Below are 26,668 nucleotides of genomic sequence, written 5' to 3'. Positions count from 1 at the left end.
TATAATGTGTGCCGATGGGGGTGGACGCATTGAACGCAAATATTCTGGTGGTGGATGACGAGCCAGAGATTGCCGATCTGGTGGAGGTCTACCTCAAAAGCGAGGGCTTTACCGTGTTCAAGTGCGGCACCGGCGCCGACGCCCTCCAGTACGTCGGCCGGGAGCGGCTGGATCTGGCCATTCTGGATGTGATGCTGCCCGATATTTCCGGCTTTACCCTCTGCGGAGAAATTCGCCGGGAGCACCACTTTCCCGTTCTCATGCTCACCGCCCGCACCGAGGACATGGACAAGATCACCGGATTGACCATCGGCGCAGACGACTACATGACCAAGCCCTTCAACCCTCTGGAGCTGGTGGCCCGGGTGAAGGCCCAGCTGCGGCGGTACACCCACTACAACGAGAGCGACCGCCCTGTGGGGGATATCATTGACTTCAACGGTCTGGTCATCAACCGCTCCACCCACGAGTGCACCCTGTACGACAAGCCCCTGAACCTGACGCCTCTGGAGTTTGATATCCTGTGGATGCTCTGTGAGAACCGGGGGCAGGTCATCTCCGCAGAGAAGCTGTTTGAGACCGTGTGGGGAGAGAAGTACCTGGATCGGAACAATACTGTTATGGTCCACATCCGCCGCCTGCGGGAGAAGATGGGGGAGCCGAGCCGCAATCCCCGGTTCATCAAAACCGTGTGGGGCGTGGGGTATAAAATCGAGTGAAGGCAGCCTGAAAAATTTTTGAGAGAAAATTTGAAAAAAACGTTGACAAACTGGGGACTGTCGGATATAATAACTCTTGCCCTGTTCGACGGGGTTGCATGGCGGCATAGCTCAGTTGGCTAGAGCATGCGGTTCATACCCGCAGTGTCCCCGGTTCGAATCCAGGTGCCGCTACCATAAAAATCTAACAGGATGGTTTTCTGTCCTGTGCAGACGGCCCGGTGGTCAAGCGGCTAAGACACCGCCCTTTCACGGCGGTAACACGGGTTCGATTCCCGTCCGGGTCACCAACCCCTTTTATGGGGCATGACCGGACATACCAGATATGGAGGCATAGCTCAGCTGGTAGAGCGTCCGCCTCACACGCGGAAGGTCACAGATTCGAGTTCTGTTGTCTCCACCACAAGAACAGTCACGCCAAACGGCGTGGCTGTTTTTGTTTTGCCGAAATCAGGGGAATGAATCTGTTTGGAGGACGAACGCCGCCAACGGGTCGGGCCGCAGATTTGAACTTTGCCATTTCTACCATAAAAGCACATGGAACTGAAAGATTCCTGGCGATTTTATATGCATTTCTTAATTTTTTCCGGGTAATCTTTGAGCGGCCGCAGAATATCCCAAAGACATTGGGGGGCGGCGGCTGACACAGAGGACAGATTTTCCCCAATGGCACTTTTCTTTTGCCGGAAAACCGTGTATACTAACAGCAGAATCCCGTGCTCTCCCGGCGGCAGAGCGCCGTGCAGGGAGAAATTTTCCCGCGGGGAGAGGAGAATGCTCCGTGTACGAAAACAACTACTATACTCAGGAGGGCTGCGGCGGCTACGGCATGGTGGAGACCGTGGGCCGGTACACCGCCCGCACCTTCCTATGGATGTTTGCCGGTCTGGCCGTCACCTTCGCCGTGGCGCTGGCCGGATATGTCACCGGCTTCAGCCTCCGGCTCCTGTTCAACTCCTTCACCTATATCGGCCTGGCCATCGCCCAGATCGTGGTGGTGGTGGTGCTGGCAGCCCGGGTCAACAAACTGTCCGTCCCGGCGGCCCGGCTCCTGTTTTTTGCCTATGCCGCCCTCACCGGCGTGACCTTCTCGGTCTATTTCATTCTCTTTGACGTGGCCAGCCTGGTGCTGGTATTCGGCGTCACCGCCCTGTACTTCGGCGCCATGGCCGCCTTTGGCTATGCCACCAAAGCCGACCTGTCCCGCATCCGCACCGTGCTGATGGGCGGGCTCATCTTCCTGGTGATCTTCGGCCTTATCTCCCTGTTCATTCCCGGACTTCAGGCCCTGGACCGGATCTACTGCCTCATCGGCATCGCCGTGTTCCTGGGCTTCACCGCCTATGACACCCAGAAGATCAAGGCCCTCCACGCCTACTACGGCCACGATCCCCAGATGGCGGCCAAGGCCTCCGTCTTTGCCGCCCTCCAGCTCTATCTGGACTTCATCAACCTGTTCCTCTATCTGCTCCGCTTCCTGGGCCGGCGGAGGAACTGACAAGACAAAAAATACCCCTGCGCCCATGGGCGCAGGGGCATTTTTGCGTATTCAGCACACCGGCACTACGACCGGGATGCCGTCCACCCGGCAGACCCGGGCGCTGATGCGGTACACGTCCCGGATGTTCTCTGTACTGACCACCGACGCGTCTCCGAAGGCGTGGACCCGGCCGCCGTGGAGCAGGAGAAAGCGGTCGCAGTACCGCAGGGCCAGGTTCAGGTCGTGGATAACCATGACGGCGGCGATATCCTGGGCCCGGCACAGCTTCTGCACCAGGGAGAGCACCTCATACTGGTTGTGCAGGTCCAGGCTGCTGGTGGGCTCGTCCAGCAGCAGCACCCTGGGCTGCTGCACCAGGGCCCGGGCCAGCATGATCTTCTGCTGCTCGCCGCCGGACAGCCGGTCCATGGGCCGGACGGCCATGTCCTCCAGGCCCAGGGCGGACAGCATCCCGTCCACCAGGCGGTAGTCCTCCGCCGTGGCCCCCCACTTCATGTAGGGCTTGCGGCCCAGCAGAACCATGTCGTACACCGTCAAATGGCTGGCCGGGGGATTCTGGGCCACAAAGGCCACGTTCCGGGCCATCTCCCCGTGGGACATGGTGAGCAGCTCGGCCCCGTCCACCCGTACCGAACCGGACTGGGGCTTTAAAATATGGCTGAAGCACTTGAGCAGGGTGCTCTTGCCTGCGCCGTTGTTGCCCAGAATGGCCAGACACTCCCCGCTGCGGGCCTCAAAGGACACGTCATGGAGGATTTGCCGGCCGCAACGGTAGGAGAAATTCAGATGTTCCACAGTCATCATGAGCGGTTCCGTCCTTTGAACAGCAGGTAGAGGAACAGGGGAGCCCCCAGGAAGGAGGTGATGGCGCCGATGGGCAGCACCACCGGGGCCACCACGTTCCGGGCCACCAGGTCCCCCAGCAGTAGCAGCACGGCCCCCATGAGGGCGGAGCCGGGGATGAGATAGCAGTAGTTGTTGCCCAGGAAACGGCGGACAATGTGGGGGGCCACCAGGCCGATGAAGTTGATGATGCCCACGTAGGACACCACCACCGCCGCCACCACCGAGCAGATGAGCACGTTGACAATCCGCAGGCGGCTCACGTTGACGCCCAGGCTGACGGCAGTCTGCTCGCCGCTCTCCAGGGCGTTGTAGTTCCAGCGGTTGAAGAAGAAATAGAGCCCCGCGGCGGACACCACCGCCGCCATAATGCCCACCTCATCCCAGCCGGTGCGGCCCAGGTCGCCGAAGGTCCAGAACACCAGAGAGGTCAGCTGCACCTCGTCGGCAAAGTACTGCAATAAAGTGGTGGCCCCGGAGAACAGGGAGCTGAGGGCCACGCCGGAGAGCACCATGGCCTCAGGAGTGATCTGCCCCAGGCGGGACAGGGCCAGAATGAGCACCGACACGGCCATGCTGCCGGCGAAGGCACACAGGCCGATGAGGGCCGGGTTGGAGAAGGTGACGCCGCCCCCGGCCTGGAGCCCGGCGCCCAGCACGATGATGGCGAAGGCGGCGCCAAATCCGGCGCCCTGGGAGATGCCCAGGGTGCTGGAGGAGGCCAGGGGGTTGCGCAGCACCGACTGGAGCACCACGCCGGCCACGCCAAGCCCGGCGCCGCCCAGAATGGCGGTGCAGATCCGGGGCAGGCGCATGTTGCGCACCACAATGTTGACGCTGTTGTCCTCCGCCCTGCCTGCAATGCCCCTGATGAGCTCCAGCACCGGCGTGTTGTAGGACCCGGCCCGGAGAGACAGCAGGGCCGCCAGGAGCAGCACCCCGCACAGGGCCAGCAGGACGCCCATATTCCTGGCCCGGTGGCGGGAGTAGGCCTCCGGCGCGCTCAGGCGCACCGCGTCCGCGCCCTTACCCACCCAGGGTCATCTCCTTGAATTCATAGCCCGCCGCCTGGTACTGGGCATAGGCGTCCTCCACCCCCAGCATGGTCTCAAAGATCTCGTCAAACTTGGCGGCAACGTCCACGTCGGCAAATTCCTCCGGGTAGAGCACCTTGCCCATGTAGTAGGCGTCGGCCAGAGCCAGCTCGGTGTTGGTGGCGCTGTACCGGAAGGAGATCTGGCTGTATACACGGCCTTCCTTCACAGCGGTGAGGCTGTTGTAGAAGTCCGGGTTGGAGGCGTAGTCCTCGCTGATGAGGGGCAGGCCGTTGAAGTCCACAAAAATCACGTCCGGGTCCCAGGCGAGCACCTGCTCCGGGTCCAGGCTGAAGGCGCCGGTTTGGCCGGTGGTGTCCGCCAGATTTACCCCGTTGAGAGCCGCCAGGGGGGCGTACCCCGCCTCGGTGCCCTCAAAGCCGTGGGAGCCCTTGAAGGACACGCCGGAGACGTACACCGTGGGCTTGTCCCCGTCGGCCACCCCGGCGGTGCGCTCCGCCAGGTCGGCCTGGATGCCCTTCAGGTAGTCCGAGAGCTCCTCTGCCCGGTCCTCCCTGTGGTATACCTCCCCCAGGATGGAGAGAATCTGGAACACGTTTCCGTCAAACATGCCCTCATTGAGAGGCACCACCACCACGGGGATGCCCGTCCTGTCCTGGAGGGCCTGGGCGCTGTCTGCGTCGGTGTTGGCCACAATCACGTCGGGATTGACCTTTAAAATCTCCTCATCATAGGTCTCGCCGTTGCTGCCGGTGACGGGCAGGGAGGCGAACAGGTCCTGATTGAAGTAGCTGAAGGGTTTGGTGATGGGGGCGTCCACCTCGTCCTGCTCCACCCCTACCGCCAGGTCCTGGGCCTGGAGGTAGGTGGTGTACCGCAGGGTGCACACTCCCACGCACACCACAGAGGACACGGTCTCGGGAATTTCCACCTGGCGCCCGGCGGCGTCGGTGATGGTGCGGGTGCCGCTGGCCTCAGCGGTCTGCTCCGGCGGCGTGGACGGAGCGGGGGAGGAGCCGGCGGGCGCGGCGGCACATCCGGCCAGAAGCAGCAGGGAGAGCAGCAGAGCGGGGAGACGGGGTTGCTTTTTCATGGGAAAACTCCTTTATATGGGGTTGGAAGGGGAAAGGTGGTGAAAAAGCTGTTTACCACCCGCGGTCGTAGGGCTGGAAGCAGTCCAGACAGAGCAGCTCACCCTGGTGAAGCCGGGCCTTGTGCTCGGGGATGGTCTCTCCGCACCGGGCGCAGGTCACGTTGCCGAAGATGCGGGCCTTCTCGGGGACGGGCCGGGTGGGCCGGGAGAAGGAGAGCACCTCCTCCACCGGGGCGGTGAGGAGCCAGTTCTGCCGGGCGGGCCGGTCCATGGTACGGTCCCCGGGCTTTACCGCCACCCGCAGGCCCTTGCCGCTCTTGCGGCGGTAGAAGGTAAAGACCATCTTGCCGGTGCCCCGGTAAATGAGATTGCCCTTGCCCATAGTGCAGCCGGTGATCACCTGTACCGCGTCCACGGCGCAGGTGTCGTTCTCCGTGACGCACACCAGCTCCTCGTCAGCCTCGGGGGCGTCCAGCCCCAGCTTGGCCATGGCCTCGGTGGCCACCCGGAAGCCGGTGGCCAGACCGGGGCACTTGTGGCCGTGAAATTCCGCGCATTTGTTCCAGAGAGCCTCATTCATGGGAAGAATCCTCCTTTTTCCTTCCAGTCAGGGCCGCCTCCCACACCTGGGCGAAGGGAACCCCTGCCCGGCGGGCCGCAGCGGCCACGTCGTCATACTCCGGCTTGCGGTGGGAAATGCCCCAGCCCTGGGCTGTCTTGATGCGGATGGGACCGAAGGGGGTCTCTGCCGTCTCCCGGCCGGGGGTGAGGAAATACTTGTCCCACCGACGGGCCCGCAGGCCGTTGGTGGCAGTCTCCCGCAGCACGGCCCTGGCCAGCTGCTCCTCACGGGCCGGGTCACACAGCACCGTGATCACATGGCCGGGACGGCCCTTTTTCATCACGCCGGGGGTGGCGTACACGTCCAGAGCCCCCTCCTCCAGCAGCCGGGCGCAGGCGTAGGACAGGGCCTCGGGGGTCATGTCGTCCACGTTGCACACCAGCTCGGCAATCTCGCCGTTGGCGGCGTCCGCCGTCTCACCCCAAAAGGCCCGGACGCAGTTGGCCCGTTCAAACTCCTTCTTGCCCACGCCGTAGCCCACGCCGCGGGTGGCCATGACGGGAATGGGTCCAAATTCCTTTGCGAAGTGGGCCACTAGAGCGGCCCCGGTGGGAGTGCACAGCTCACCCTTCACCTCGCCGCCATAGGAGGGCACGCCCTCCAGCAGGAAGGCGGTGGCGGGAGCGGGCACCGGCACCACTCCGTGGGCGCACCGGACAAAGCCGCTGCCCACGTGAACGGGGGAGGCCACAATTTTGTCGGGGGAGAGCAGATACATGGCGTAGCACACGCCCACCACGTCGGCCACCGCGTCCAGGGCCCCCACCTCGTGGAAGTGGACCTGGTCTACCGGGCAGCCGTGGGCCTTGGCCTCGGCGGCGGCGATGGCGTCGTATACCGCCTGGGCGTGGGCCTTCACCTCCCCGGGCAGGGGCAGGCCGCTGATAAGAGAAGCGATGTGGCCGGGGGAGGCGTGGTGATGGTGGTGATGGTGGTGATGGCCGTGGTCATGCTCATGGTGGTCATGGTGGTGCTCGTGGCAGTGGTCATGGCCGGGACAGTGGGGGTTCTCCGGATGACAGTGGTCGTGGTGATGATGCTCATGGTCGTGGGGGTGGACGTGGATGTGCCCCTCAGCGGCGGCCATTGGCACGTCGTGGGACTCCTCCTCCTGGCCGCCCACGGTCACCTCCATCCGGGTGCCCGCAATGCCGCAGGTCTTGGCGGACAGAGGGGTCAGGGTGACCCCGGGCAGGCCCAGGGAATTCATGGTGCTGACAAAGGCCGCCTTGTCGGGCAGCAGCTCGTAGAGGGCGGACATGAGCATGTCGCCCGCCGCGCCCATGTTGCACTCCAGGTACAGAATTTTCACGGCTGGGAAGCCTCCTTGTGTTGGTCTTGGGAGGGCAGACCCTCCATCTGATTGATCATGCTGGCCAGATACCCGGCGCCGAAGCCGTTGTCGATATTGACCACGGCGGAGCCGGAGGCGCAGGAGTTGAGCATGGACAGCAGGGCGGACAGGCCGTGGAAGGAGGCGCCGTACCCCACGCTGGTGGGCACGGCGATGACCGGGCAGTCCACCAGACCGCCCACCACGCTGGCAAGAGCGCCCTCCATGCCAGCCACCGCCACCACGCACCGGGCGGACATGAGCACGTCCAGCTTGGACAGCAGCCGGTGGAGCCCCGCCACGCCCACGTCGTACAGCCGGGTGACATGGTTGCCCATGGCCTCGGCGGTGAGGGCGGCCTCCTCGGCCACCGGCAGGTCGCTGGTGCCCCCGGTGGCCACCACGATGTGGCCTAGGGAAGGGGTGTCCGGCCGGGGCCAGGCCACCGCCAGCTTGGCTTCAGGGTGATAGTCCAGCTCCGCCGTCCGGCTCACCATCTCCGCGGCCTCCAGACCGATGCGGGTGATGAGAATGTTGCCGCAGCCCCGCTTGTGCATGGCGGCCACAATGCCGACAATCTGCTCCGGCGTCTTGCCCGCGCCGTAGATGACCTCCGCGTTGCCCTGGCGCACCGACCGGTGGTAATCCACCTTGGCGTAGCCCAAATCCTCAAAGGGGGACAGCTTCAGCTCCAGCAGGGCGTCCTCGGGGGTGGACTCCCCGGCCGCCACCGACCGGAGCAGAGAGAGAATATCCCGCTTGTTGTCCATATTTGTCAGCCTCCCGTCCGTGTATTGCAGTCCAGCAGTACGGTCTTGAACCAGGGGGAAAGGGCGGCTTTGACCGCCTCACGCTCACCTGCCGCTCTCATGAAATCGCCCTCCGTCAGCTCAAGTTTGGCCGCGCCGTGGAAGAGACGAACCCGGAAATCCCGATAGCCCAGGGCGGCCAGGGCGTTTTCCGCACCCTCCACCGCGGAGAGAGCCTCCGGCGTGATGGCTGTGCCCGTGGGCACCCGGGTGGCCAGACAGGCATAGGCGGGCTTGTCCCAGGTGAACAGCCCCGCCTCTTTAGACCGCTGCCGCACCTCCGCCTTGGTGATGCCGCACTCCCGCAGGGGAGAACGGACGGCCAGCTCCTTCAGCGCCCGCATACCGGGCCGGTCCCCGGCGTCGTCCGAGGCGTTGGTGCCGTCGATGAGAAGGGAGTACCCGTCCGCCAGGGCCGCATTTTTCAAAAGGGTGAACAGGGCGGTTTTGCAGTGGTAGCACCGGTCGGGGCCGTTGGCCGCCGCGCCGGGCACCGACAGCACGTCGGCCTCCAGCAGCGCCATGGGCATGTGCAGCTCCTCCGCCAGCCGCTTGGCGTCGGCAAGCTCAAAGGCGGGCTGGAAGGGGGAGCGGACATAATAGGCCTTTACATCCTCCGCCCACTCCCTGGCCGCCCAGAGGAGATAGGCCGAATCCGCGCCGCCGGAAAAGGCCAGGGCAGCCTTGGGATTCTCGCGAAAAAAGTCCTGAAGGGTCATAAATATCCTCCTGAGGAAAGAATATCCGGCCCGGAGCAACAAAAAAAGACATACCCACAGTGGGGCATGTCTTCTGACATCTTACGCGGCGCTCTGCCGCGCGCTGGGCCGGGGAGAGGAAAAAACACGGTAAGGGGGGCCCTTCTGGGCCCCAAGGAGGCCGCTTGGCCTCTAATTTTATCAGTATAAACGACCGGGCAGAGGCAGTCAAGACAAAAGTCGCAGTTAAGCGCGTTGAAATAAAAAAGATGGTGTTTACATAATCTTCACATCTTATTTAAAATCCGTCCAACAATTTCCGCTGCCCCGGTGGTATCTTATAGTCACAGCAAAGGAACACCACCGATACCGCCTCGGGCTGTTGTGGCGGACCAGAGACAACACGGTTTTCCGTGTTTCCATATATATAAGCGAGTCTTTCATTTCTCCCTCTTCTATTCCTCTCTCTTCCAAATCAAAGCCGGAAACCCGCCGCACGCAGTGCGGCGGGTTTCCGGCTTCCTTGGCCGCAATTGCTGCCCGGAAAGTGAAACGCCTCAGCCCTTGGCAGCCTCGGCGGCGGCTGCGGCCACCTCCGCCAGGCGGTCTGGGATGGCGATATGCTGGGGGCAGCGGTCCACACACTGGCCGCAGCGGACGCACTGGTCGGGCCGCATGGATTCGGGAATCAGGTCCCAGGTGTTGTCAAAGGAGCTCTTCTTTCCGTCCACGCAGAACTGGTTGTAGATGGCGAAGATGCGGGGGATGTCCACATGCCTGGGGCAGTCGGTGCAGTACCGGCAGCCGGTGCAGGGGATGGTGCCGGCGGAGCGGTATACCTCCACCGCCCTGGCCAGCACGGCCCGCTCCTCGCCTGAGAGAGGCTGGAAGGGGGACATGGTGGAAATGTTGTCATCCACCTGGTCCATGGCCGACATGCCGGAGAGTACGGTCATCACCCCCGGCAGGGAGGCGGCATACCGCAGGGCCCAGGAGGCGGCGCTCCTGCCCGGCGCGGCTTCTTCCAGCACGGTACGGGCGGCGGGGGTCAGGCTGGCCAGAGCTCCGCCCCGCACCGGCTCCATGACGATGACGGGCAGACCCCGCTGCGTGACAATCTCATACTGGCGCTTTGCGTCCTGCAGATCCCAGTCCAGGTAGTTGAGCTGGAGCTGGACAAAGTCCCACTGGTGGTCGTCCAGAATCTTCTCCAGCAGCTCGGGCCGGTCGTGGAAGGAGAAGCCCAGCCGGCGGATGCGGCCCCGGGCCTTCTCGTGGGACAGAACCTGGTAGGCCCCCGAGGCCTGGAAGGTGGCATAATGCTCGGCGGTAATGCTGTGGGCCAGATAGAAGTCGAAGTAGTCCACCCGGCAGCGCTGGAGCTGGCGGGTAAAGATATCCTCCACGTCGGAGGCGGATTTGGCCAGCCAGGTGGGCAGCTTGGTGGCCAGGTGATAGCTCAGCCGGTCCCACTTGGAGAGCACCTGCCCCAGAAAGGGCTCGCTCTCCCCCCTGTGGTAGTTCCAGGCGGTGTCAAAATAGTTGACCCCCGCCTCATGGGCCCGTTCCAGCAGGCGGCGGCTCTCCCGGACGGCAATCATGCCGTCGCTCTTACGGGTGGGAAAGCGCATGCAGCCATAGCCCAGCAGGGAGATATCCTCCCCGATGGACGCAAAATGCCGTTTCTCCATGTTGACCTCCCTGTGTCCGCCTTCCGGGCGGAGATTGCCGGCGTCTTAAGGTGCGCACGGCGGTAATTTCATTATAATGCAGGCCGGGAGCGCCTGCAAGTCCCGGATTTTCCCGTAGGTGCACAGTGATGTGCCACAGACAGGGGCGGAACGGCATATTATGGAGGGGAGGGAAGCACATGAATCTGACCGAACACATTCTGACTGGCAGCGACTGCTGGAAGACAGGGCGGACCATCACCCCAAAGGGGGTTATGATCCACTCCACCGGCGTGGCCCAGCCCGACCCGGAGGTGTTCCTGAAGAGCTGGAACCGGCCGGGAGTGGAGGCCTGCGCCCACGCCTTTGTGCACAAGGACGGGGTCATTCAGACCCTGCCCTGGAACTGGCGGGGCTGGCACGCGGGTGCGCCCAGGGGAGGCGGCGTCTCTGCCAACAACACCCACATCAGCCTTGAAATTCTGGAACCCGCCGGCCATACCTACCAGGGCGGCGTCATGATTGGCTACGACGCGGACAAAAACGCCGCCTATTTTGCCGCGGTGTACCGCAATGCGGTGGAGCAGGCCGCCATGCTCTGCACCCGATACGGCTTGGACCCGCTGAAGCCGGGGGTTGTGGTGGACCACGCGGAGGGCTGTGCCCTGGGCATTGCCTCCAACCACGCCGACGTGGGCCACTGGTTTCCCAGGCACGGCAAAAACATGGACCAGTTCCGCGCCGACGTAGCCAGAGAGATGAAGGGAGGGCAAGAGGAGATGACACAGGAGACATTTAACCAGATGTTCCGCGCCGCCATGGAGGACTGGCAGGCGGAGCAGGCGGCTCAGCCTGTCAGCGCGTGGGCGGAGGAGGCCTGGAAGGCGGCCAAGACCAGGGGACTGTTTGACGGAACAGCCCCCCGGACGGCCCTGACCCGGGAGCAGGCGGCTCTGGTGCTGGAGCGCATGGAAAGGCAGAAATGAACTTTGACGGTCCCAAAGGGGTGTTCTTCGGAGCACCCCTTTTTTATTAGAAAAAGGAAATAAAAGCCCGCCCCGGCGGATACCGGAGCGGGCTTGAGGGGAATTCCATGGCGGTAAGTACGCCGCCGGAGGGCGGCGGGGGCGTTCAGCCCCGGCTGCAGGCACAGGAGGAGCCGGCGTCCAGCTCCACGGCGGCCTGCAGATTGGCAGAGCCCCGGGTCATAAAGGCCGGCATGGCCACATAGACCGGGTAGCCGTCCCCGGAAGGGGCGGAATCCCACACGGGACGGTCGGGGAAGGAGGGAAGGGTGACGGCTCCGCCATTCCCGCAGGAACAGCCGCAGCAGCACCCGCAGCAGCAACAGCAGCGGCGGTTGGAACAATTATACATGGAAGTATCCCCCAAAACAGATTTGGCAGAGCAGGGGCAGCGCCGCCGCCCCGCCCCACAGTACAGCATATGTCCGGCCGCCGCCGGGAGTGACAAAAGGAAAGGCCCGCCGCACATTGCGCGGCGGGCCTTTGTCTATACCCTCAGATTAGAGAGGACGGACGTTGACAGCGCGGAGCTTGCCGGTGTCCTTGGGATCGGGCTCGGTGTCGTAGGTCACCTTCTGGCCCTCGGCGAGGGTCTTGAAGCCGTCCACCAGGATGGCGGAGAAGTGGACGAACACGTCGCCGCTGCCGTCGTCGTTGGAGATGAAGCCGAAGCCCTTGGTCTCGTTGAACCACTTTACAGTACCGTGATACATGCTGGTACCTCCTGCAATAAATTTTGATCTCTGCGCAAAAAGAAAACCCACATTTCTGTTTATCATCATCCAGTGAGCAGACGATGACTTACAAAAAATGTGAGTTCAGGTCGTGCATAGAGAAGATCACGGTATATGATAGCATCCAACCGTAAGGTTGTCAACAGAAATAAATTGCCTGCCGCCCGGGCGGTCACACCTGCTCCCGATCCTGGTTGGCGGCCAGCAGGGCGCGGACAGTCTCGGGGGAGTAGGAGAGCAGACGGCCGTACTCCCGGGCGATCTGGGTCCGGTTTCCGCCGAAGTAGGCCCGGCCTGCCACCATGGACGCCTTGCGCTCCTTGAGCCGCAGGTACTCCTCCAGGGTGTGGTCCGCCCGGTAGAAGAGGTAGAGAAACTTCCCCCGGGTGGCAGAGAGGGGGAAAAGGTCGGTGACCAACGGCTCCTCCTCCGGGCGGCACTTCACGCCGTACTTTGCCGCAATTTTAGCGGCAAAGGGACCCAGCTCCTCCCACTCCGCCCGGCTGTCCACCGGGTGGCTCAGAGCCAGGGCTTTTACCCCCGCCCGCACCATCTCACAGAAGCAGTCCATCACGCCGCAGCGGTAGGAATATGTATCAATCTCACGCATGAACATCAGCCTCCTGTTGCTTGCCGTTTCCATTTTACAGCAGAAGGGGCGGGAGAACAAGAGAAAAATGGCGCAGGTTCCGGGCAAAAGAACCCGGAACCTGGAGAATTTGGGAGAGAAAGGACGGAGAGGCGCAAAAAGCACCTTACATGCCGCCCGCCCAGCCCCGGCTGCGGCTTACCGCCCGGTGCCAGTCCTCCATGAGGGAGGCACGGCGGTCAGGGTCCATGTCGGGGGTGTAGGCGGTGTCGCAGGCCCAGAGGTGGGCAATCTCCTCCCGGTCCTTCCACACCCCGGCGGCCAGACCGGCCAGGTAGGCGGCCCCCAGGGCGGTGGTCTCCCGAATCACGGGCCGGCGGACCTGCCGGTCCAGAATGTCCGCCTGAAACTGCATGAGAAACCGGTCCCGGCTGGCGCCGCCGTCCGCCTTCAGCTGGGTGAGGGGCACGCCGGTATCCGCCTCCATGGCACGCACCAGGTCGGCCACCTGGTAGGCGATGGACTCCTGGGCCGCCCGGATAATATGCTCCCGCCGGGTGCCGCGGGTCAGGCCCACGATGCAGCCCCGGGCGTACATATCCCAGTAGGGGGCGCCCAGACCGGTGAAGGCGGGCACCAGATACACGCCGCCGTTGTCGGGTACCTTCTGGGCATAGTACTCCGCATCCCGGCTCTCGGTGAAAAAGCGCATCTCATCCCGCAGCCACTGGATGACCGCGCCGCCCACAAACACCGAGCCCTCCAGAGCGTACTGCACGCCCCCGTCCAGGCCGATGGCAATGGTGGTGAGCAGGCCGTTCCTGCTCTCGCAGGGGGTGGAGCCGGTGTTCATCAGCAGGAAGCAGCCGGTGCCGTAGGTGTTCTTGGCGTCGCCGGGGTTGAAACAGGTCTGGCCGAAGAGGGCGGCCTGCTGGTCCCCCGCCATGCCTGCAATGGGCACCCGGGCGCCCTGAACGTCGGCATAGCCGTAGACTTCGCTGGAGGAGCGGACAGAGGGCAGCATGGCCCTGGGAATGTCCAGGGCCTGGAGCAGGGTGTCGTCCCAGTCCAGGCGGCGGATGTCAAAGATCATGGTGCGGGAGGCGTTGGTCACGTCGGTGGCGTGGACCGCCCCGCCGGTCAGTTTCCACAGCAGCCAGCTGTCCACCGTGCCGAAGAGGATCTCCCCCCGCCGGGCCCGCTCCCTGGCCCCCTCCACATGGTCCAGAATCCACTTGATTTTGGTGCCGGAGAAGTAGGCGTCGGGGATAAGACCGGTGACGGACCGGATGTGGTCCCCCAGACCGTCGGCAATCAGCTGGTCCACCATCTCCGCCGTCCGGCGGCACTGCCACACGATGGCGTTGTGGATGGGCCGGCCGGTGGCCCTGTCCCATAGGATGGCGGTCTCCCGCTGGTTGGTGATGCCGATGGCCGTCACGTCCGCCGGAGACACCCCGGTCTGGGCGATGACCTCCATCATCACCGCGTACTGGGAGGACCAGATCTCCATGGCGTCGTGCTCCACCCAGCCCTCCCGGGGGTAGAACTGATTGAACTCCTTCTGAGAGATGCCCACAATGTTCTGCTCGCTGTCAAAGAGAATGGCGCGGGAGCTGGTGGTGCCCTGGTCCAGCGCCAGAATATACTTGCCCATGGGGACGCCTCCTGTCAAGCCCGCCGCCGGTCAGACGGCCCGGGCAGTGGTTGTCAGCTCTATTCTACCATACTCCGCCCCGCTTGGACAGCTGTTTCCGCCGCCTCTTTTCCGCCGGGGCAGGGCGTGATATAATGGGAGGCAACACCAGAACGGCGGAGGAGAGGCGGAGATGGAGGAAAAAGAGGTGGACACCCTGTTGGTCCGGGTGATTGACCAGGCCAGGGCGGCGGGCATCCCGGTGCCTGAGGGCATCGACCCCCGCGTCCGGCTCAACACCCGTGCGGTGGCCCGGCTGGGCTGCTGCCGGCCGGTATCGGGCGGGTATATCATTGAAATCTCCGCCCGGCTGCTGCCGGCGGGGGAGGCGGCAGTGGCGGAGGTGCTGGCCCACGAGGTGCTCCACACCTGCCGGGGCTGCCGCAACCACGGGGAGCGGTGGAAGGGCTACGCCGCCAAAATGAACGCCCGCTGGGGCTATCACATCTCCCGCACCGGTACCTGGGAGGCCATGGGCCTGCCGGAGCAGAAGCCGGCCCGGTATGTGCTGGAGTGCACCCGCTGCGGCGCCGAGTTTGTCCGGGCCAGGGCGTCCAGCGTGGTGCTCCACCCGGAGCGGTACCGCTGCCGCTGCGGCGGCCGGCTGGCGCTGAAGCAGGGGGACAAATAGAGACAAGGGGGTCCCGGCGTATCGCCGGGACCCCCTCTGTATATATGAGAGATTAGTGGAGAAATCCGTTGAGGATGCGCTCCTCCGCCTCCTCCTCGGTGAGACCCAGGGTCATCAGCTTGGTGATCTGGTCACCGGCGATACGGCCGATGGCCGCCTCGTGGACCAGCTGGGCGTCCACATGGTTGGCGGAGATGGCGGGGATAGAGGAGATCTTGGCGTCGCCCATGATGATGGAGTCGCACTGGACATGGCCGAAGCACTTGGCGTTGCCCGTCATGCGGGGGTAGAACACCTGCTGGGAGCTGTCCTGGGCCACCGAGCGGGAGATAACCCGGCCGCTGGCATCCTCGCCGTCCAGGATGATCTCCATGTCGCTCTCGGCGGTCTGGCTGCCGTGGGTGAGCAGCTTCTCGTTGACCACCGCCTCGGCATGGGGACCCACCACAATCTTGGTCTCACGCTTGGTGGAGTCCACGCCCTTGATCTGGGTGGTGTCCAGCTGGATGAAGGCGCCCTCCTCCAGATAGACCACGGTCTGGGGGTTGAGGATACGCTGACCGGTGCCCTCGCCCTCGCCGTAGTGCTTCTCCACGTACCGCACCCGGGCGTTCTTGCCCACGTAGAAGGTGTGGATGCCGTCGTGCTCGGCGGTCTCGCAGCCGGAATTGTGGATGCCGCAGCCGGCCACAATGTCCACGTCGCAGTCCTCGCCGATATAGAAGTCGTTGTACACCAGGTCCTTCAGGCCGGTCTGGGTGACGATGACCGGGATGTGGACCGACTCGTGCTTGGTGCCGGGGGCGATGTGGATATCAATGCCCGGCTTGTCGCTCTTGGACTCAATGGTGATGTTGGCCGAGTTGGAGCGGCCCTCCAGCTGGCCGTTCTTGCGGATGTTGTAGGCACCCTGGGGGGTGCGCTCCAGGTCCGCGATTTCACGCAGGAGCTGAATATCTACCTGGTTCATGCTTTCACCCCCTCAGTGAGATAGCTGCATCCGGAGATGGTGTTGGCCAGAATTTCGGGGAAAATCTGGTCCTTGGGGCCCTGCTTGACGATCTTGCCGCCGGAGACCATGATGATCTCGTCGGCCAGGTCGATGATCCGCTCCTGGTGGGAGATGACGATGAGGGTGGCGTCCCGGCGGTCGTGGATGTCCCGGAAGGTCTCGGTCAGCCGGGCAAAGGACCACAGGTCAATGCCGGCCTCGGGCTCGTCGAAGATCATCAGGCCGGACTTGCGGGCCAGAATGGTGGCGATCTCAATGCGCTTGACCTCACCGCCGGAGAGGGAGGTGTCCACCTCGCGGTCGATGTAGTCCTTGGCGCACAGGCCCACGCGGGTGAGATACTGGCAGGCCTCGTCCCGGGTCAGCTTGTCGTTGCCGGCGGCCATGGACAGCAGGTCCCGCACCCGCAGGCCCTTGAACCGGGGGGGCTGCTGGAAGCCGTAGCTGATGCCCAGCCGGGCCCGGTCGGTGATGCTCATATGGGTCACGTCCTGGCCGTTCCACAGGATCTGGCCGCCGGTGGGCTCCACAATGCCCATGATGGCCTTGGCCAGGGTGGTCTTGCCGCCGCCGTTGGGGCCGGTGACCACGATAAATTTGTGCTCGGGGATGGTGAGGCTGATGCCCTGGAGAATGCCCAGGGTACGGTCGCCGTCATCCACCTCATAGCGGAGATCGCGAATTTCCAACATATATGTTGACTCCTTTGTAGAGGCAATCCCGCACAATTATGCCTGCGGCCCTGGCTGGCCCTTTTGCCCCAACTGTGCAGTTTGTAAATCTTGAAATACATCCAGTATTCCGGCGATTTTCAAACTTTCATTTGAGACAAAATGACTCAGCCAGTTCTCTTGCCAAATTGCACGGTGCTGCCTAGAGTGTTTGGACAAGTCTGGATATAGTTATACCACTATTTAGCTAGGAAAACAAGAGTTCAATGGGTCGCAATTTTACTTTCCGGTGCATAGTATGGTCTGAAAACGCTGAAATAACAGGAGGAGCGGTCTATGAGCGAGAACAGCAGCCTGGGGCCCGGCCAGTGCGGGGCGGACCGGGAGGTATTTGAGCGGGTTTGGCGGCGGGTGATGCCGGAGGACCGGCCCGACTGCCCCTTTACGCTTTATTCGGAGGAGGAGCAGGCAGCCGTCCGGCCCGCAGAGGAGCGGAAAGCGGATCTGGTTCCTGTTCCGGCGGAGCAGTCCGGCGGGGACGGAGCGGTGCTCCAGGCCTTTATCGCCGACGAGCTGTCCGACTGGCGGACCTACCAGACCCTGGCCCGGCGGATACCCGGCGGGAACGGCCGGGCGCTGATGGGGGTGGCGGCCGATGAGCGCCGCCACGCCGGACGGCTGTCGGCGGCCTATTTCCTGCTGTCCGGGGTGAAATTCTGGCCCCCGGCGGAGCCGGAGCTGCCGGGCGGCGGCTGCATGGCGGCCCTGCGGGCACGGTACTGGGCGGAGCGGAAGGGGGCGGAGGCCTACCGCGCCGCCGCCGGGCGCACCGGGGACAGCGCCCTCCGGGAGCTCTATCTGGAGCTGGCCGGGGATGAGGAGGCCCACGCCGGGCTCATCCGGAGCATCCTGGAGCGGCTGTAAAAACCGCCCCAGGAAGGGACGAGGAGAAGCAGGAAAATTTATAAATAATTCATTCAAAAAAACCTTTGTATATGCTATAATAAAGTTTACCTAAAAATACATTGCTCCGGCCAGGCCGGAAGTACAGCAGAGATTTCCCCGGAGTGCACAGAACGTACCGGGGACGGGAGGGGTCGCCATGAAAAACCGCGTCACAGTCACCATCGCCGGACAGGAGTACACCCTTGTGGCCACCGAGGACCAGGGCTATGTGGAGAAGGTGGCGCAGCATGTGGACGCCCAGATGAAGCAGGTGCTGGAGGGCGCCCGGGTCTCTCTGGTGGACGGGGCGGTGCTCACCGCCGTCAACATTGCCGACGAGTACTTCAAGGAGGTGGAGGCCAGCGAGAATCTGCGCCGCCAGCTCAAGGAGTATCTGGAGGAGGCCACCAAGCTGAAGATGGAGCTGTCCGAGGCCAAGCGGGAGATCTTCAAGCTCCAGAACCAGAAGAAGTAATTGAGACGGCCGATACCCCCTGAGGGTTGAGGTTCCGGAGGGGAAGACAGTGTGAAAGAAAACCGTCAGGGTTGTCTTTCCCGTGCAGTCAAACTTTTAAGGCTTGAAAAAGCGCAGCAGCCCGGTGAAAAAACGTTTTCGGCAGGCTGGCAATTGACGCAGAGGGGCCGCCGGTCCGGCGGAGTGATTCCGGCGGACCGGCGGCCCTTTTTCTTTTCATACAACAGACAAGGAGGACGCTATGCTGGAATTGCTGGCTCCCGCCGGCTCCATGGAGGCGGTGACCGCCGCCGTACAGGCCGGCGCAGACGCAGTCTACATGGGATACGGTGACTTCAACGCCCGCCGCAACGCGAAGAATTTCTCCCGGGAGGAATTTGCGGCGGCGGTTTCTTACTGCCATCTGCGGGGGGTGAAGGTGTACCTCACCCTCAACACCCTGCTCACCGACCGGGAGCTGCCCGAGGGCGCCCGGCTGGCCGCCGAGGCCGGAGAGATCGGCGTGGACGCGGTGCTGGTCCAGGACCTGGGCATGCTGCGGGTGCTGCGTCAGGCCTCGCCCGACCTGCCCGTCCACGCCTCCACCCAGATGACCGTCCACAACCTGGACGGCGTGAAGCTGTGCGCCGACCTGGGCATGACCCGTGTGGTGCTCTCCCGGGAGCTGTCCCGGGACCAGATCGCCTATATCTGCCAGAACTCCCCCATTGAGATTGAGGTCTTCGGCCACGGCGCCCTGTGCATGTGCTACTCCGGCCAGTGCTTCATGTCCTCCATGATCGGCGGCCGGTCGGGCAACCGGGGCCTGTGCGCCCAGCCCTGCCGCCTCAAGTACGGCTGGAACGGCAGGGCCGACGGCAACCCCCTGTCCCTCAAGGACATGTCCATGGCCGGTCACATCCAGGAGCTCAAGCGGATGGGCGTGGCCTGCCTGAAGATTGAGGGCCGCATGAAGCGGCCTGAGTACGTGGCGGTGGTCATCTCCATCTACGCCAAGGCCATCAGGGAGAACCGGGAGCCCACGGCGGAGGAGATTGAGCAGCTCACCGCCGCCTTCTCCCGCCAGGGCTTTACCGACGGGTTCTATATGGACAGGCAGGGGCCGGACATGTTCGGCGTCCGGGAGGAGACCAGGGAGCCCAGGGAGCTCTTTGCCCAGGCCAGGGCTATGTACCAGCGGGAGAATCCCCGTGTGCCCGTCACCTTCTACGCCATGATCCGTCCCGGCGAGAGCGCCCAGGTGGGCGTGGAGGACAGCGCCGGCCGGGTGGCCACCGTCAAGGGCCCCGTCCCCGAGGCCGCCCGCACCCGGGCCATCACCACCGGGCAGGTGGAGGAACAGCTGGCCAAGACCGGCGGCACCCCTTACCGCTGCGACAGGGTGCGGGCCCTGGTGGAGGACGGGCTGTCCCTGCCCCTGTCCGCCCTCAACGCCATGCGGCGTGAGGTGCTGGAGGACCTGTCCCGCCAGCGCACGGCTCTGCCGGAGCGGCGCAGCGGGGAATTCCACCCCGGGGCCCGGTACAACAACCGGAAGGAGCCCCCGGAGCTGACCGTGTCCGTATTCAAGGCCGGGCAGGTCACCGCCGCGCTGATGGAGCAGGACCCCGCCCTGATCTATGTGCCCGCCGGTGAGCTGTACGCCCACCCGGAGACCGTGGAGCTGGCCAGGGGCCGCTTGGCCGTCACCCTGCCCCGCGTGGCCTGGGACCGGGAGCGGGACGAGCTGGTAAAGCAGCTGGAGAAGGCCAGGGAGCTGGGGGTCACAGACGCCCTGGTGGGCAACCTGGGCATGCTGCCCATCGCCAGAGAGCTGGGCTTCACCCTCCGGGGGGACTACGGCCTGGAGGTGTACAACGCCCAGGCCCTCAAGGAGCTCAAGAAGCTGGGGCTGGTGTCGTCCACCCTGTCCTTTGAGCTGAAGCTGGCCCAGGTGCGGGACATCTCCAAGCCCATGGACACCGAGCTCATCACCTACGGCCGCCTGCCTCTGATGATCATGGAGAGCTGCGTCATCAAGAACCGCACCGGCCGCTGCAACTGCCACAATGAGAACCTGCTCACCGACCGGAAGGGCAAGCAGTTCCCGGTGGTGAAGGCGCCGGGCTGCCGCAACGAGCTTCTCAACTGCCAGAAGCTGTTCCTGGCCGACCGGCAGGGGGACTATCGGCGCATCGGCCTGTGGGCCCAGCGGCTCATGTTCACCACCGAGACCCCCGACGAGTGCGCCCGGGTGGCCGCCCGGTACCGGGAGACAGGGGACTGGACCCCCGGCGAGTACACCAGGGGCCTGTACTACCGGGACGTGGAGTAAAGGGAAATCCCCTGTCCGGGTATAATACACACATCAAAACATGAGGGCGGCAGCCCTCCGGAGGCAATATGAACCTGAAAATCAAGTATGTATCCCCGAAAATCGGGAAGGAGATCCCCGCGCCCTTTTACGCCAGCGCCGGCGCGGCGGCCATGGACCTGTGCGCCTGCGTGGACGGGCCGGTGACGGTGGAACCCCGGGCCCTGGTGTCCATCCCCACCGGCATCGCCATCGCCCTGCCCTCTGCGGAGTATGTGGCCCTGGTGTTCGCCCGCTCCGGCCTGGGCATCAGGCACGGCATCACCCTCTCCAACGGCGTGGGCGTCATTGACAGCGACTACCGGGGAGAGATCCGGGTGGGCCTGACCAACCTGTCCGACAAGGCCTACACCGTCGCCCCCGGCGACCGCATCGCCCAGCTGGCGGTGATGCCGGTGGTCCAGGCCCGGCTGGAGGTGTGCGGCAGCCTGGACGAGACCGAGCGGGGCCAGGGCGGCTTCGGCTCCACCGGAAAGTAAAGGAGTATCAGAACATGAAGATTATTCTTGCGTCCCAGTCCCCCCGGCGGAAGGAGCTGCTGGAGCGGATGGGCATCCGGGACTTTGAGACCATCTCCCCCAACGTGGACGAGAGCGCCTTCCGCGGCCTGCCCCCCGAGGAGCTGGTCCGCCGCCTGTCCGCCGAGAAGGCGGCCGCCGTGGCCGGAAAGGCGGGGGAGGACGCCATTGTCATCGCCGCCGACACGGTGGTGGCCCTGGAGGGGGCTGTGCTGGGCAAGCCAGCCGACGAGCTGGACGCCTTCAAGATGCTCTCTGCCCTCTCCGGCGTGCGCCATCAGGTGTACACCGGCGTCACCGTCTGCCGGGGCGGGGAGAAGCAGACCGCCCACGAGGTCACCGACGTCACCTTCCGGGAGCTGAGCGAGGAGGAGATTGAGCACTATATCGCCACCGGCGAGCCCATGGACAAGGCCGGCGCCTACGGCATCCAGGGCTACGGCGCCCTGCTCATCCAGGGCATCAGCGGCGACTACTACAACGTGATGGGCCTGCCGGTGTGCCGCCTGAGCGGCATGCTCGCCCGCTTCGGGGTGGACTGCCTCAGGCTGGCCGCCGAGGGGTAATGCACCCTATCTGAGGACATAACTGCTGGAAAGACCCGCCTGAACGCGGGTGGAGGTTGCTTTGAAAGACTTTTTCCGCCATAACGGCGTGCTCATTCTCATTATCGCGGTGCTGCTGGCCCTCATTACGCTGGTGACCTCCGTCCTTCTGGGCGGCACGGCCAACCCCATCGCCAGCGTGGTGGGCTTTGTTACCACACCGGTGCGCAACGGCATCAACGGCTTTGTGGGCTGGGTGGAGGGGGTGTACGACTACGCCTTCCAGTACGACCAGCTGGTGGAGGAGAACGAGCAGCTGAAAATCCAGATTGCCGAGATGGAGGAGCAGGTCCGCCAGGCCGAGGCCGACAGCCGGGAGAACGAGCGGCTGCGCAGCCTGCTGGGTCTGCGGGAGCAGCGGCGGGATTTGACGCTGGAGTCGGCCACCGTCACCGCCGTGGGGGCCACCAACTGGTACTCCACCTTCACCATCAGCAAGGGGGAGAACATGGGCATTGCCGCCGAGGACTGCGTCATCGACCAGTACGGCAATCTGGTGGGCGTGGTCACCACGGTGGGGCTCAACTGGGCCACCGTCACCACCATCATCGACACCGACACCGAGATGGGCGGCATCCTGGCCCGCACCGACACCGCCGCCATCCTGGAGGGCGACTTCGCCCTCATGGGGGAGGGCAAGCTGAAGCTGAGCTACCTGCCCGAGAACACCGACCTGGTGTCCGGGGACGAGGTGCTTACCTCCGGCCGGGGCGGCGTGTACCCGGCGGGGCTGCTGGTGGGCACGGTGGACACCGTCCACACCGACGACTCTGGCATGACCCGGTACGCCATTATCACGCCCTCCGCCAACCTGAACGATCTGCAGCAGGTGTTCGTTATCACCGATTTTGACATTGTGGAGTAAGGGGGCGGGCAGATGACACAGCGGGATTTTCTCACAAAATGGCTGATCTACGGCCTGGCCCTCCTGCCCGTGTGGTTTTTGGAGGTATACGTCCTCAGCCGCATCTCTCTCTTCGGCGTGTCGCCCACCCTGCTGCCCCTGGCGGCCATTACGGTGGCCGTACTGGAGGGGGGAGCCCCGGGCGCGGGCTTTGGCCTGGCGGTGGGCGTGATCTGCGACGCGGTGTACGGAACCAACGGCGCTATGACCCTATCCCTGGCCCTTCTGGGCGCCGGGGCGGGCATCACCGCCCAGTACCTGGTGCGGCAGAATCTGGTGGGCTGCGCCCTCTGCTCCGCCGCCGGTCTCTTTCTCATTGAACTCTTCCGGGTGGGCTGGCGGCTTCTCTTCCAGGTGGCCGACCTGACCGCCCTGCTGAGGGTGGCCGTCCCGGAATTTCTCTTTTCCCTGGTTTTTATCCCGTTAATCTACGCTATCTTCCACTGGGTCTGGAGCCGGACCCAGTTCGCAACCCTGTTCTAATCCCCGGCGCACGCATGCCCCGGGCCGCCTGTAAGGAGGTACCCCTTGGAAGCCAGACAGTTCCGCGCCCGTCTCCGGGTCATCACCCTGATCCTGGTGCTCATCATCGGCGTCTTTACCGCCGTGCTCCACAATCTTCAGATTGTCCACGGCGCCGACTATCGGGAGAGATCCGTGCGCAACATTACGAAAACCGAGACCGTGGAGGCCGCCCGGGGCCAGATTCTGGACCGGTACGGCCGGGTGCTGGTGTCCAACAGGACGGTCTATCAGGTCACGCTGGACACCTCCATCATGGGGGAGGAGGCCGAGCGCAACCCCAACCTGCTCGCCCTGCTGGAGATCTGCCGGGAGGAGGGGGTGACGTGGACCGACGAGGTGCTGCCCATCTCCATGACTGAGCCTTTCACCTATACCGACACCCTCACCGAGGCCGGCCAGGCCCGGTATGAGGCTTTCCTGGAGCAGATGAAGTGGACCGAAGCGGCTCAGCAGGGGCCGGACATCCTGCTGGCCAGGATGCGGGAATTCTATGAGGTGGACGAGAGTGTCTCCCCTGAGGATGGCCGGGCCCTGGTGGGGGTGCTGTGCGAGCTGCGCATGCGCTCTCTGGACATTCTGCGCACCTCCTATGTGTTTGCCCAGGACGTGGACATCGACTTTATCTCCCGGGTCAAGGAGGAGGGGCTGGTGGGTGTCACCATCGAGCCCACCACCGTCCGGCAGTACAACACTACCTACGCCGCCCATCTGCTGGGCCACGTGGGCAGCATGTATTCCGACGACTGGGAATACTACAAGAACATCGACGGCTACCAGATGGACGACACCGTGGGTAAGGACGGCGTGGAGCTGGCCTTTGAGTCCTACCTGAAGGGCACCGCGGGACAGCGGGCCATCAACACCAACACAGACGGCAAGGTTGTCTCCCAGTACTGGCTCACCGACAGCGAGACCGGCGAGACGCTGGAGCCGGAGCCGGGGGGCAATGTGAGCCTGACCATTGACATCCGCCTCCAGGAGGCGGCCGAGCGGGCCCTGGCCAACGGCATTGAGGGCCTGGAGTCGGAGTACACCGAGGGCGGCGCCGTGGTGGTGACCGACATGACCGGCGGCGTACTGGCCATGGCCTCCTACCCCACCTACGACCTGACCACCATTTACAGCAATACCACCCTCTACAACGAGGTCGCCAGCAACCCCCTTAATCCCTTCAACAACCGGGCCATCAACGGCCTGTACTCCCCCGGCTCCACCTTCAAGATGATTGTGGGCACCGCTGCCCTCCAGGAGGGGCTGGTGACCCCCACCGAGAAGATCCGGGACACCGGCCGGTTCCAGTACCCGGCGGGGGAGAAGTACCCCTACGGCGACTACCACCCCGCCTGCTGGTACTACCTCCAGTACGGCGGCAGCCACGGCATGGAGGACATGGCCAACGCCATCAAGGACTCCTGCAACATCTACTTCTACACCCTGGGCGACCGGCTGGGCATCGACCTCATCGACCAGTACGCCTCCATGTTCGGCCTGGGGGAGAGCACCGGCTTTGAGCTGGGCGGAAAATCCGGCCGGGTGGCCGGTCCCGAGACCAGCGAGGCCCTGGGCATGACCTGGTACGGCGGCGACCTGCTGTCCGCCTCCATCGGCCAGGGCAACACCCAGGTTACCCCCCTCCAGCTGGCCAACTACGTGGCCACTCTGGTCAACGGCGGCGACCGGTATGCCACCCATATCCTTCAGAGCGTCAAGTCCAGCGACTTCTCCGAGGTGATCTATGAGTATGAGCCCCAGCTGCTGGACAGTGTGGACATCGACGAGGAGAACCTGGAGGCGGTCAAGTACGGCATGTACCTGATGGCCAACGAGGGCAGCGTCAAGAACGCCTTTGCCGACCTGCCCGTGGAGGTGGGCGCCAAGACGGGTACCGCCCAGGTAGGCCAGGTGGACAGCGAGTCCAACGCCGTGCTGGTCTGCTTCGCGCCCTACGACGACCCGGAGATCGCCGTCTCCGTGGTGGTGGAACACGGCGGCAGCGGCACCGACCTGGCGGGTATTGCCGCCGAAATCCTGTCCTACTACTTCAGCAACGGGACCACTATGGAGTCGGTGGACGGGGAAAACCAGCTGCTCCACTGAGCGGCATCTGAGAAGAGAAGGGAGGCGCGAGCCCCGTGAAGCGAGTTCTTGCTGTTCTGGCCCTGCTGCTGACCCTGGGGCTGGGTGGCTGCGCCTCCATGCTGGACCACAACTACACCGTGGTTCAGCCCCACGACGACGGCCTTGCCGCCGACGGCGACGTGATTACCGCCGAGAACTACCAGCAGCTGGAGGACGCGGTTATTCATTTTGTGGAACAGGGCATATCCTACGGCGTGGTCCATCTGTCCAACTACACCCCCGACCGGGGGGATGTGGACGCCGACGTGGATGCCGCCTGCCTCTACGCGGTTCAGGAATACCCCCTGGGGTCCTACGCCGTCAGCTACATTAAGCCCCAGACATCCTACATTGTCTCCTATTATGAGGTGAGCGTGTACATCAGCTACCGCCGCACCCAGGACCAGGTGAAGAGCATTGTCTCAGTCACCGGTACCAGCGCCATCCGGGAGGAGCTGCAGGATACGCTGCGGTCCTTTGGCGCGGAGGCGGTGCTGCGGGTGACCTATTTCAACGAGGATGAGGAATTTATTCAGGATCTGGTCCGGCAGGCCTACTATGACACTCCGGAATCCGCCCTGGGCATGCCTGAAGTGACGGTATCCATCTATCCCGGCCTGACCGGGGAGAAAAAGACCGCTCCCGGCGGAGTGAGGATTGTAGAGATCCAGCTCAGCTACCCGGAGGACCCGGAGCTGCTCCAGCGAAAGAAAGAGCGGCTGGCAGCCCGGCTGAGCAGCATCGGCTCCCGTCTGGAGGTGGAAGGGGACCTGACGGGGCTCAGGACCCTTTTTGACCTGCTGCGGAGCACCGCCCAGTACGGCCTGCGGGACAGCGAGGGCCGCAGGGCCAACACCGCCTATTCCGCCCTGGTAGACGGCCGGGCGGACAGCGAGGGCATGGCCCTGGCCTTCCGGCTGCTGTGCCAGTACACGGGGATTGAGTGTACAGTAGTGCCCGGCACCCTGGACGGCGCCGACTGGTACTGGAACATTGTCACCCTGCCTGACGGGGAGAGCCGCCATGTGGACGCCACGCGGGCTGACGGCCTTGCCCTCCAGGACGCGGAGATGACAGAGCAGGGCTACCAGTGGAACCGGGAGGAGTTTCCCAGCTGCGGTCTCCAGCCCCAGTCGGAGGAGGCAGTGCTGCCCTCAGACATCCCCATTCCCTCGGAACTGCCGGTGCCCTCTGAGATCCCAACGCACTCCGGCGGAGAAGAGGAGCTGGTATCCGTAGGCATCTTGGGGAAGGAAAAATAAATTCAGAGAAAAATGAAAAAAGAGTTGACAGATGGCGGACAAGCCGCTATAATAACATCTGTCGCTTGCGGGTGTAGCTCATCTGGTAGAGCGCCACCTTGCCAAGGTGGAGGTAGCGAGTTCGAGCCTCGTCACCCGCTCCAAAAAGAAAGACATGACCAAAGGTCATGTCTTTCTTTTTTTGGTTTGCTTAAAGAACCACTGGGTCTGCCAGTGGATAAAGAGCTTATAGCTATGGACAAAAAAAGGACTCCCCGATAGA

General features: G+C 63.8%; 27 protein-coding genes and 4 tRNA genes. 17 read left to right on the top strand and 14 right to left on the bottom strand.

Features of this window, described 5'->3' with window-relative positions:
• The first annotated feature begins 29 nt into the window (after window positions 1-29).
• The 5 genes from vanR (at window position 30) to Q0K06_RS06260 (ending at window position 2,217) form a co-directional block, all read left to right on the top strand.
• Window positions 30-719 (top strand): VanR-ABDEGLN family response regulator transcription factor, encoded by a 690-nt coding sequence (gene vanR, locus Q0K06_RS06280; RefSeq protein WP_294550039.1) that lies wholly within the window; start codon window positions 30-32, stop codon window positions 717-719.
• A gap of 100 nt (window positions 720-819) precedes the next feature.
• Window positions 820-896, top strand: a tRNA-Met gene (locus tag Q0K06_RS06275).
• A gap of 38 nt (window positions 897-934) precedes the next feature.
• Window positions 935-1,009 (top strand) — tRNA-Glu (locus tag Q0K06_RS06270).
• 37 nt (window positions 1,010-1,046) lie between these two features.
• A tRNA-Val gene (locus tag Q0K06_RS06265) sits at window positions 1,047-1,122 on the top strand.
• 378 nt (window positions 1,123-1,500) lie between these two features.
• Window positions 1,501-2,217 (top strand): Bax inhibitor-1/YccA family protein, encoded by a 717-nt coding sequence (locus Q0K06_RS06260; RefSeq protein WP_294550036.1) that lies wholly within the window; start codon window positions 1,501-1,503, stop codon window positions 2,215-2,217.
• A gap of 51 nt (window positions 2,218-2,268) precedes the next feature.
• On the opposite strand, the gene Q0K06_RS06255 is transcribed toward Q0K06_RS06260, so the two are convergent.
• From Q0K06_RS06255 to Q0K06_RS06220, 8 genes are all read right to left on the bottom strand, one after another.
• Window positions 2,269-3,024: an ABC transporter ATP-binding protein gene (locus Q0K06_RS06255; RefSeq protein ID WP_294550033.1), complete on the bottom strand. Its 756-nt coding sequence runs from the start codon at window positions 3,022-3,024 to the stop codon at window positions 2,269-2,271.
• A complete protein-coding gene (locus Q0K06_RS06250; RefSeq protein WP_294550030.1) occupies window positions 3,021-4,097 on the bottom strand; it encodes an iron ABC transporter permease in 1,077 nt (358 codons plus the stop codon). Before Q0K06_RS06250 ends, Q0K06_RS06255 begins: the two co-directional genes overlap by 4 nt.
• The gene (locus Q0K06_RS06245) at window positions 4,090-5,211 is read right to left on the bottom strand and encodes an ABC transporter substrate-binding protein (RefSeq protein WP_294550028.1); all 1,122 of its coding nucleotides are present in this window, start codon (window positions 5,209-5,211) and stop codon (window positions 4,090-4,092) included. The genes Q0K06_RS06250 and Q0K06_RS06245 overlap by 8 nt, the downstream gene beginning before the upstream one ends.
• A 52-nt stretch (window positions 5,212-5,263) precedes the next feature.
• On the bottom strand, window positions 5,264-5,791 hold the full coding sequence (locus Q0K06_RS06240; protein WP_294550025.1) for an FmdE family protein: 528 nt from the start codon (window positions 5,789-5,791) through the stop codon (window positions 5,264-5,266).
• Window positions 5,784-7,145: a nickel pincer cofactor biosynthesis protein LarC gene (larC, locus tag Q0K06_RS06235; protein WP_294550022.1), complete on the bottom strand. Its 1,362-nt coding sequence runs from the start codon at window positions 7,143-7,145 to the stop codon at window positions 5,784-5,786. The genes Q0K06_RS06240 and larC overlap by 8 nt, the downstream gene beginning before the upstream one ends.
• Window positions 7,142-7,936 (bottom strand): nickel pincer cofactor biosynthesis protein LarB, encoded by a 795-nt coding sequence (larB, locus tag Q0K06_RS06230; protein WP_294550019.1) that lies wholly within the window; start codon window positions 7,934-7,936, stop codon window positions 7,142-7,144. The genes larC and larB overlap by 4 nt, the downstream gene beginning before the upstream one ends.
• Before the next feature lie 5 nt (window positions 7,937-7,941).
• Window positions 7,942-8,694: an ATP-dependent sacrificial sulfur transferase LarE gene (gene larE / locus Q0K06_RS06225; protein ID WP_294550016.1), complete on the bottom strand. Its 753-nt coding sequence runs from the start codon at window positions 8,692-8,694 to the stop codon at window positions 7,942-7,944.
• Between the two features lie 536 nt (window positions 8,695-9,230).
• Entirely contained in the window at window positions 9,231-10,364 is a 1,134-nt protein-coding gene (locus Q0K06_RS06220) for an aldo/keto reductase (RefSeq protein WP_294550013.1), read from the bottom strand.
• A 179-nt stretch (window positions 10,365-10,543) separates the two neighbouring features.
• Here Q0K06_RS06220 and Q0K06_RS06215 point away from each other — a divergent pair, with 179 nt between their 5' ends.
• Window positions 10,544-11,329, top strand: coding sequence for a peptidoglycan recognition family protein (locus Q0K06_RS06215; protein ID WP_294550011.1), 786 nt, complete (start codon window positions 10,544-10,546; stop codon window positions 11,327-11,329).
• A gap of 145 nt (window positions 11,330-11,474) precedes the next feature.
• Here Q0K06_RS06215 and Q0K06_RS06210 read toward each other — a convergent pair whose 3' ends face one another.
• From Q0K06_RS06210 to glpK, 4 genes are all read right to left on the bottom strand, one after another.
• Window positions 11,475-11,720, bottom strand: a complete 246-nt coding sequence (locus tag Q0K06_RS06210) for a hypothetical protein (protein WP_294550008.1) — start codon at window positions 11,718-11,720, stop codon at window positions 11,475-11,477.
• Between the two features lie 148 nt (window positions 11,721-11,868).
• A complete protein-coding gene (locus tag Q0K06_RS06205; RefSeq protein WP_294522247.1) occupies window positions 11,869-12,081 on the bottom strand; it encodes a cold-shock protein in 213 nt (70 codons plus the stop codon).
• Window positions 12,082-12,274: 193 nt separating this feature from the next.
• Window positions 12,275-12,712 carry a hypothetical protein gene (locus Q0K06_RS06200; RefSeq protein ID WP_294550006.1) on the bottom strand — a complete coding sequence of 146 codons (438 nt, stop codon included), beginning with the start codon at window positions 12,710-12,712 and terminating at the stop codon, window positions 12,275-12,277.
• A gap of 145 nt (window positions 12,713-12,857) precedes the next feature.
• On the bottom strand, window positions 12,858-14,348 hold the full coding sequence (glpK, locus tag Q0K06_RS06195; RefSeq protein ID WP_294550003.1) for a glycerol kinase GlpK: 1,491 nt from the start codon (window positions 14,346-14,348) through the stop codon (window positions 12,858-12,860).
• Window positions 14,349-14,520: 172 nt separating this feature from the next.
• Between glpK and Q0K06_RS06190 the strand changes: the two genes are divergently transcribed.
• Window positions 14,521-15,018: a SprT-like domain-containing protein gene (locus tag Q0K06_RS06190; protein ID WP_294550000.1), complete on the top strand. Its 498-nt coding sequence runs from the start codon at window positions 14,521-14,523 to the stop codon at window positions 15,016-15,018.
• A gap of 52 nt (window positions 15,019-15,070) precedes the next feature.
• Here the strand turns inward: Q0K06_RS06190 and Q0K06_RS06185 are convergent, their stop codons facing one another.
• Both Q0K06_RS06185 and Q0K06_RS06180 read right to left on the bottom strand, forming a co-directional pair.
• Complete coding sequence (locus Q0K06_RS06185; RefSeq protein WP_294549997.1) at window positions 15,071-15,988, bottom strand: SufD family Fe-S cluster assembly protein; 918 nt, start codon at window positions 15,986-15,988, stop codon at window positions 15,071-15,073.
• Entirely contained in the window at window positions 15,985-16,722 is a 738-nt protein-coding gene (locus Q0K06_RS06180; RefSeq protein ID WP_006571236.1) for an ATP-binding cassette domain-containing protein, read from the bottom strand. Before Q0K06_RS06180 ends, Q0K06_RS06185 begins: the two co-directional genes overlap by 4 nt.
• A gap of 315 nt (window positions 16,723-17,037) precedes the next feature.
• Here Q0K06_RS06180 and Q0K06_RS06175 point away from each other — a divergent pair, with 315 nt between their 5' ends.
• The 10 genes from Q0K06_RS06175 (at window position 17,038) to Q0K06_RS06130 (ending at window position 26,549) form a co-directional block, all read left to right on the top strand.
• Window positions 17,038-17,625 carry a ferritin-like domain-containing protein gene (locus Q0K06_RS06175; RefSeq protein WP_294549987.1) on the top strand — a complete coding sequence of 196 codons (588 nt, stop codon included), beginning with the start codon at window positions 17,038-17,040 and terminating at the stop codon, window positions 17,623-17,625.
• A gap of 178 nt (window positions 17,626-17,803) precedes the next feature.
• Window positions 17,804-18,121, top strand: a complete 318-nt coding sequence (locus Q0K06_RS06170; protein WP_294549984.1) for a cell division protein ZapA — start codon at window positions 17,804-17,806, stop codon at window positions 18,119-18,121.
• A 241-nt stretch (window positions 18,122-18,362) separates the two neighbouring features.
• Window positions 18,363-20,435 carry a U32 family peptidase gene (locus tag Q0K06_RS06165; RefSeq protein ID WP_294549981.1) on the top strand — a complete coding sequence of 691 codons (2,073 nt, stop codon included), beginning with the start codon at window positions 18,363-18,365 and terminating at the stop codon, window positions 20,433-20,435.
• A 68-nt stretch (window positions 20,436-20,503) separates the two neighbouring features.
• Window positions 20,504-20,953, top strand: coding sequence for a dUTP diphosphatase (gene dut / locus Q0K06_RS06160; protein ID WP_294549978.1), 450 nt, complete (start codon window positions 20,504-20,506; stop codon window positions 20,951-20,953).
• Window positions 20,954-20,967: 14 nt separating this feature from the next.
• Window positions 20,968-21,558, top strand: a complete 591-nt coding sequence (locus tag Q0K06_RS06155; RefSeq protein ID WP_294549975.1) for a Maf family protein — start codon at window positions 20,968-20,970, stop codon at window positions 21,556-21,558.
• 61 nt (window positions 21,559-21,619) lie between these two features.
• Window positions 21,620-22,462, top strand: coding sequence for a rod shape-determining protein MreC (mreC, locus tag Q0K06_RS06150; RefSeq protein ID WP_294549972.1), 843 nt, complete (start codon window positions 21,620-21,622; stop codon window positions 22,460-22,462).
• Window positions 22,463-22,474: 12 nt separating this feature from the next.
• Window positions 22,475-22,984 carry a rod shape-determining protein MreD gene (locus tag Q0K06_RS06145; RefSeq protein ID WP_294549969.1) on the top strand — a complete coding sequence of 170 codons (510 nt, stop codon included), beginning with the start codon at window positions 22,475-22,477 and terminating at the stop codon, window positions 22,982-22,984.
• Between the two features lie 45 nt (window positions 22,985-23,029).
• Window positions 23,030-25,123, top strand: a complete 2,094-nt coding sequence (locus tag Q0K06_RS06140) for a penicillin-binding transpeptidase domain-containing protein (protein ID WP_294549966.1) — start codon at window positions 23,030-23,032, stop codon at window positions 25,121-25,123.
• 35 nt (window positions 25,124-25,158) lie between these two features.
• Window positions 25,159-26,406 carry a hypothetical protein gene (locus Q0K06_RS06135; protein ID WP_294549963.1) on the top strand — a complete coding sequence of 416 codons (1,248 nt, stop codon included), beginning with the start codon at window positions 25,159-25,161 and terminating at the stop codon, window positions 26,404-26,406.
• Between the two features lie 67 nt (window positions 26,407-26,473).
• Window positions 26,474-26,549: transfer RNA gene (locus tag Q0K06_RS06130), tRNA-Gly, on the top strand.
• The last annotated feature ends 119 nt before the right edge of the window (window positions 26,550-26,668 follow it).

The sequence above is a fragment of the uncultured Pseudoflavonifractor sp. genome, assembly GCF_944387805.1.
Lineage (GTDB): Bacteria > Bacillota > Clostridia > Oscillospirales > Oscillospiraceae > Pseudoflavonifractor.
The sequence above is the reverse complement of the archived record's forward strand: the minus strand, read 5'-3'. Positions and strand labels throughout refer to the sequence as shown.

Excerpts from the sequence above, each read along its gene's own strand:
- Q0K06_RS06240 (WP_294550025.1), bottom strand. The coding sequence starts at position 5,791 with ATGAATGAGGCTCTCTGGAACAAATGCGCGGAATTTCACGGCCACAAG.
- Q0K06_RS06190 (WP_294550000.1), top strand. The coding sequence starts at position 14,521 with ATGGAGGAAAAAGAGGTGGACACCCTGTTGGTCCGGGTGATTGACCAG.
- Q0K06_RS06245 (WP_294550028.1), bottom strand. The coding sequence starts at position 5,211 with ATGAAAAAGCAACCCCGTCTCCCCGCTCTGCTGCTCTCCCTGCTGCTT.
- Q0K06_RS06200 (WP_294550006.1), bottom strand. The coding sequence starts at position 12,712 with ATGCGTGAGATTGATACATATTCCTACCGCTGCGGCGTGATGGACTGC.
- Q0K06_RS06180 (WP_006571236.1), bottom strand. The coding sequence starts at position 16,722 with ATGTTGGAAATTCGCGATCTCCGCTATGAGGTGGATGACGGCGACCGT.
- Q0K06_RS06170 (WP_294549984.1), top strand. The coding sequence starts at position 17,804 with ATGAAAAACCGCGTCACAGTCACCATCGCCGGACAGGAGTACACCCTT.
- Q0K06_RS06185 (WP_294549997.1), bottom strand. The coding sequence starts at position 15,988 with ATGAACCAGGTAGATATTCAGCTCCTGCGTGAAATCGCGGACCTGGAG.
- Q0K06_RS06255 (WP_294550033.1), bottom strand. The coding sequence starts at position 3,024 with ATGATGACTGTGGAACATCTGAATTTCTCCTACCGTTGCGGCCGGCAA.
- dut (WP_294549978.1), top strand. The coding sequence starts at position 20,504 with ATGAACCTGAAAATCAAGTATGTATCCCCGAAAATCGGGAAGGAGATC.
- larE (WP_294550016.1), bottom strand. The coding sequence starts at position 8,694 with ATGACCCTTCAGGACTTTTTTCGCGAGAATCCCAAGGCTGCCCTGGCC.
- Q0K06_RS06165 (WP_294549981.1), top strand. The coding sequence starts at position 18,363 with ATGCTGGAATTGCTGGCTCCCGCCGGCTCCATGGAGGCGGTGACCGCC.
- Q0K06_RS06175 (WP_294549987.1), top strand. The coding sequence starts at position 17,038 with ATGAGCGAGAACAGCAGCCTGGGGCCCGGCCAGTGCGGGGCGGACCGG.
- glpK (WP_294550003.1), bottom strand. The coding sequence starts at position 14,348 with ATGGGCAAGTATATTCTGGCGCTGGACCAGGGCACCACCAGCTCCCGC.
- Q0K06_RS06210 (WP_294550008.1), bottom strand. The coding sequence starts at position 11,720 with ATGTATAATTGTTCCAACCGCCGCTGCTGTTGCTGCTGCGGGTGCTGC.
- Q0K06_RS06215 (WP_294550011.1), top strand. The coding sequence starts at position 10,544 with ATGAATCTGACCGAACACATTCTGACTGGCAGCGACTGCTGGAAGACA.
- larB (WP_294550019.1), bottom strand. The coding sequence starts at position 7,936 with ATGGACAACAAGCGGGATATTCTCTCTCTGCTCCGGTCGGTGGCGGCC.
- Q0K06_RS06155 (WP_294549975.1), top strand. The coding sequence starts at position 20,968 with ATGAAGATTATTCTTGCGTCCCAGTCCCCCCGGCGGAAGGAGCTGCTG.
- Q0K06_RS06205 (WP_294522247.1), bottom strand. The coding sequence starts at position 12,081 with ATGTATCACGGTACTGTAAAGTGGTTCAACGAGACCAAGGGCTTCGGC.
- Q0K06_RS06220 (WP_294550013.1), bottom strand. The coding sequence starts at position 10,364 with ATGGAGAAACGGCATTTTGCGTCCATCGGGGAGGATATCTCCCTGCTG.
- Q0K06_RS06145 (WP_294549969.1), top strand. The coding sequence starts at position 22,475 with ATGACACAGCGGGATTTTCTCACAAAATGGCTGATCTACGGCCTGGCC.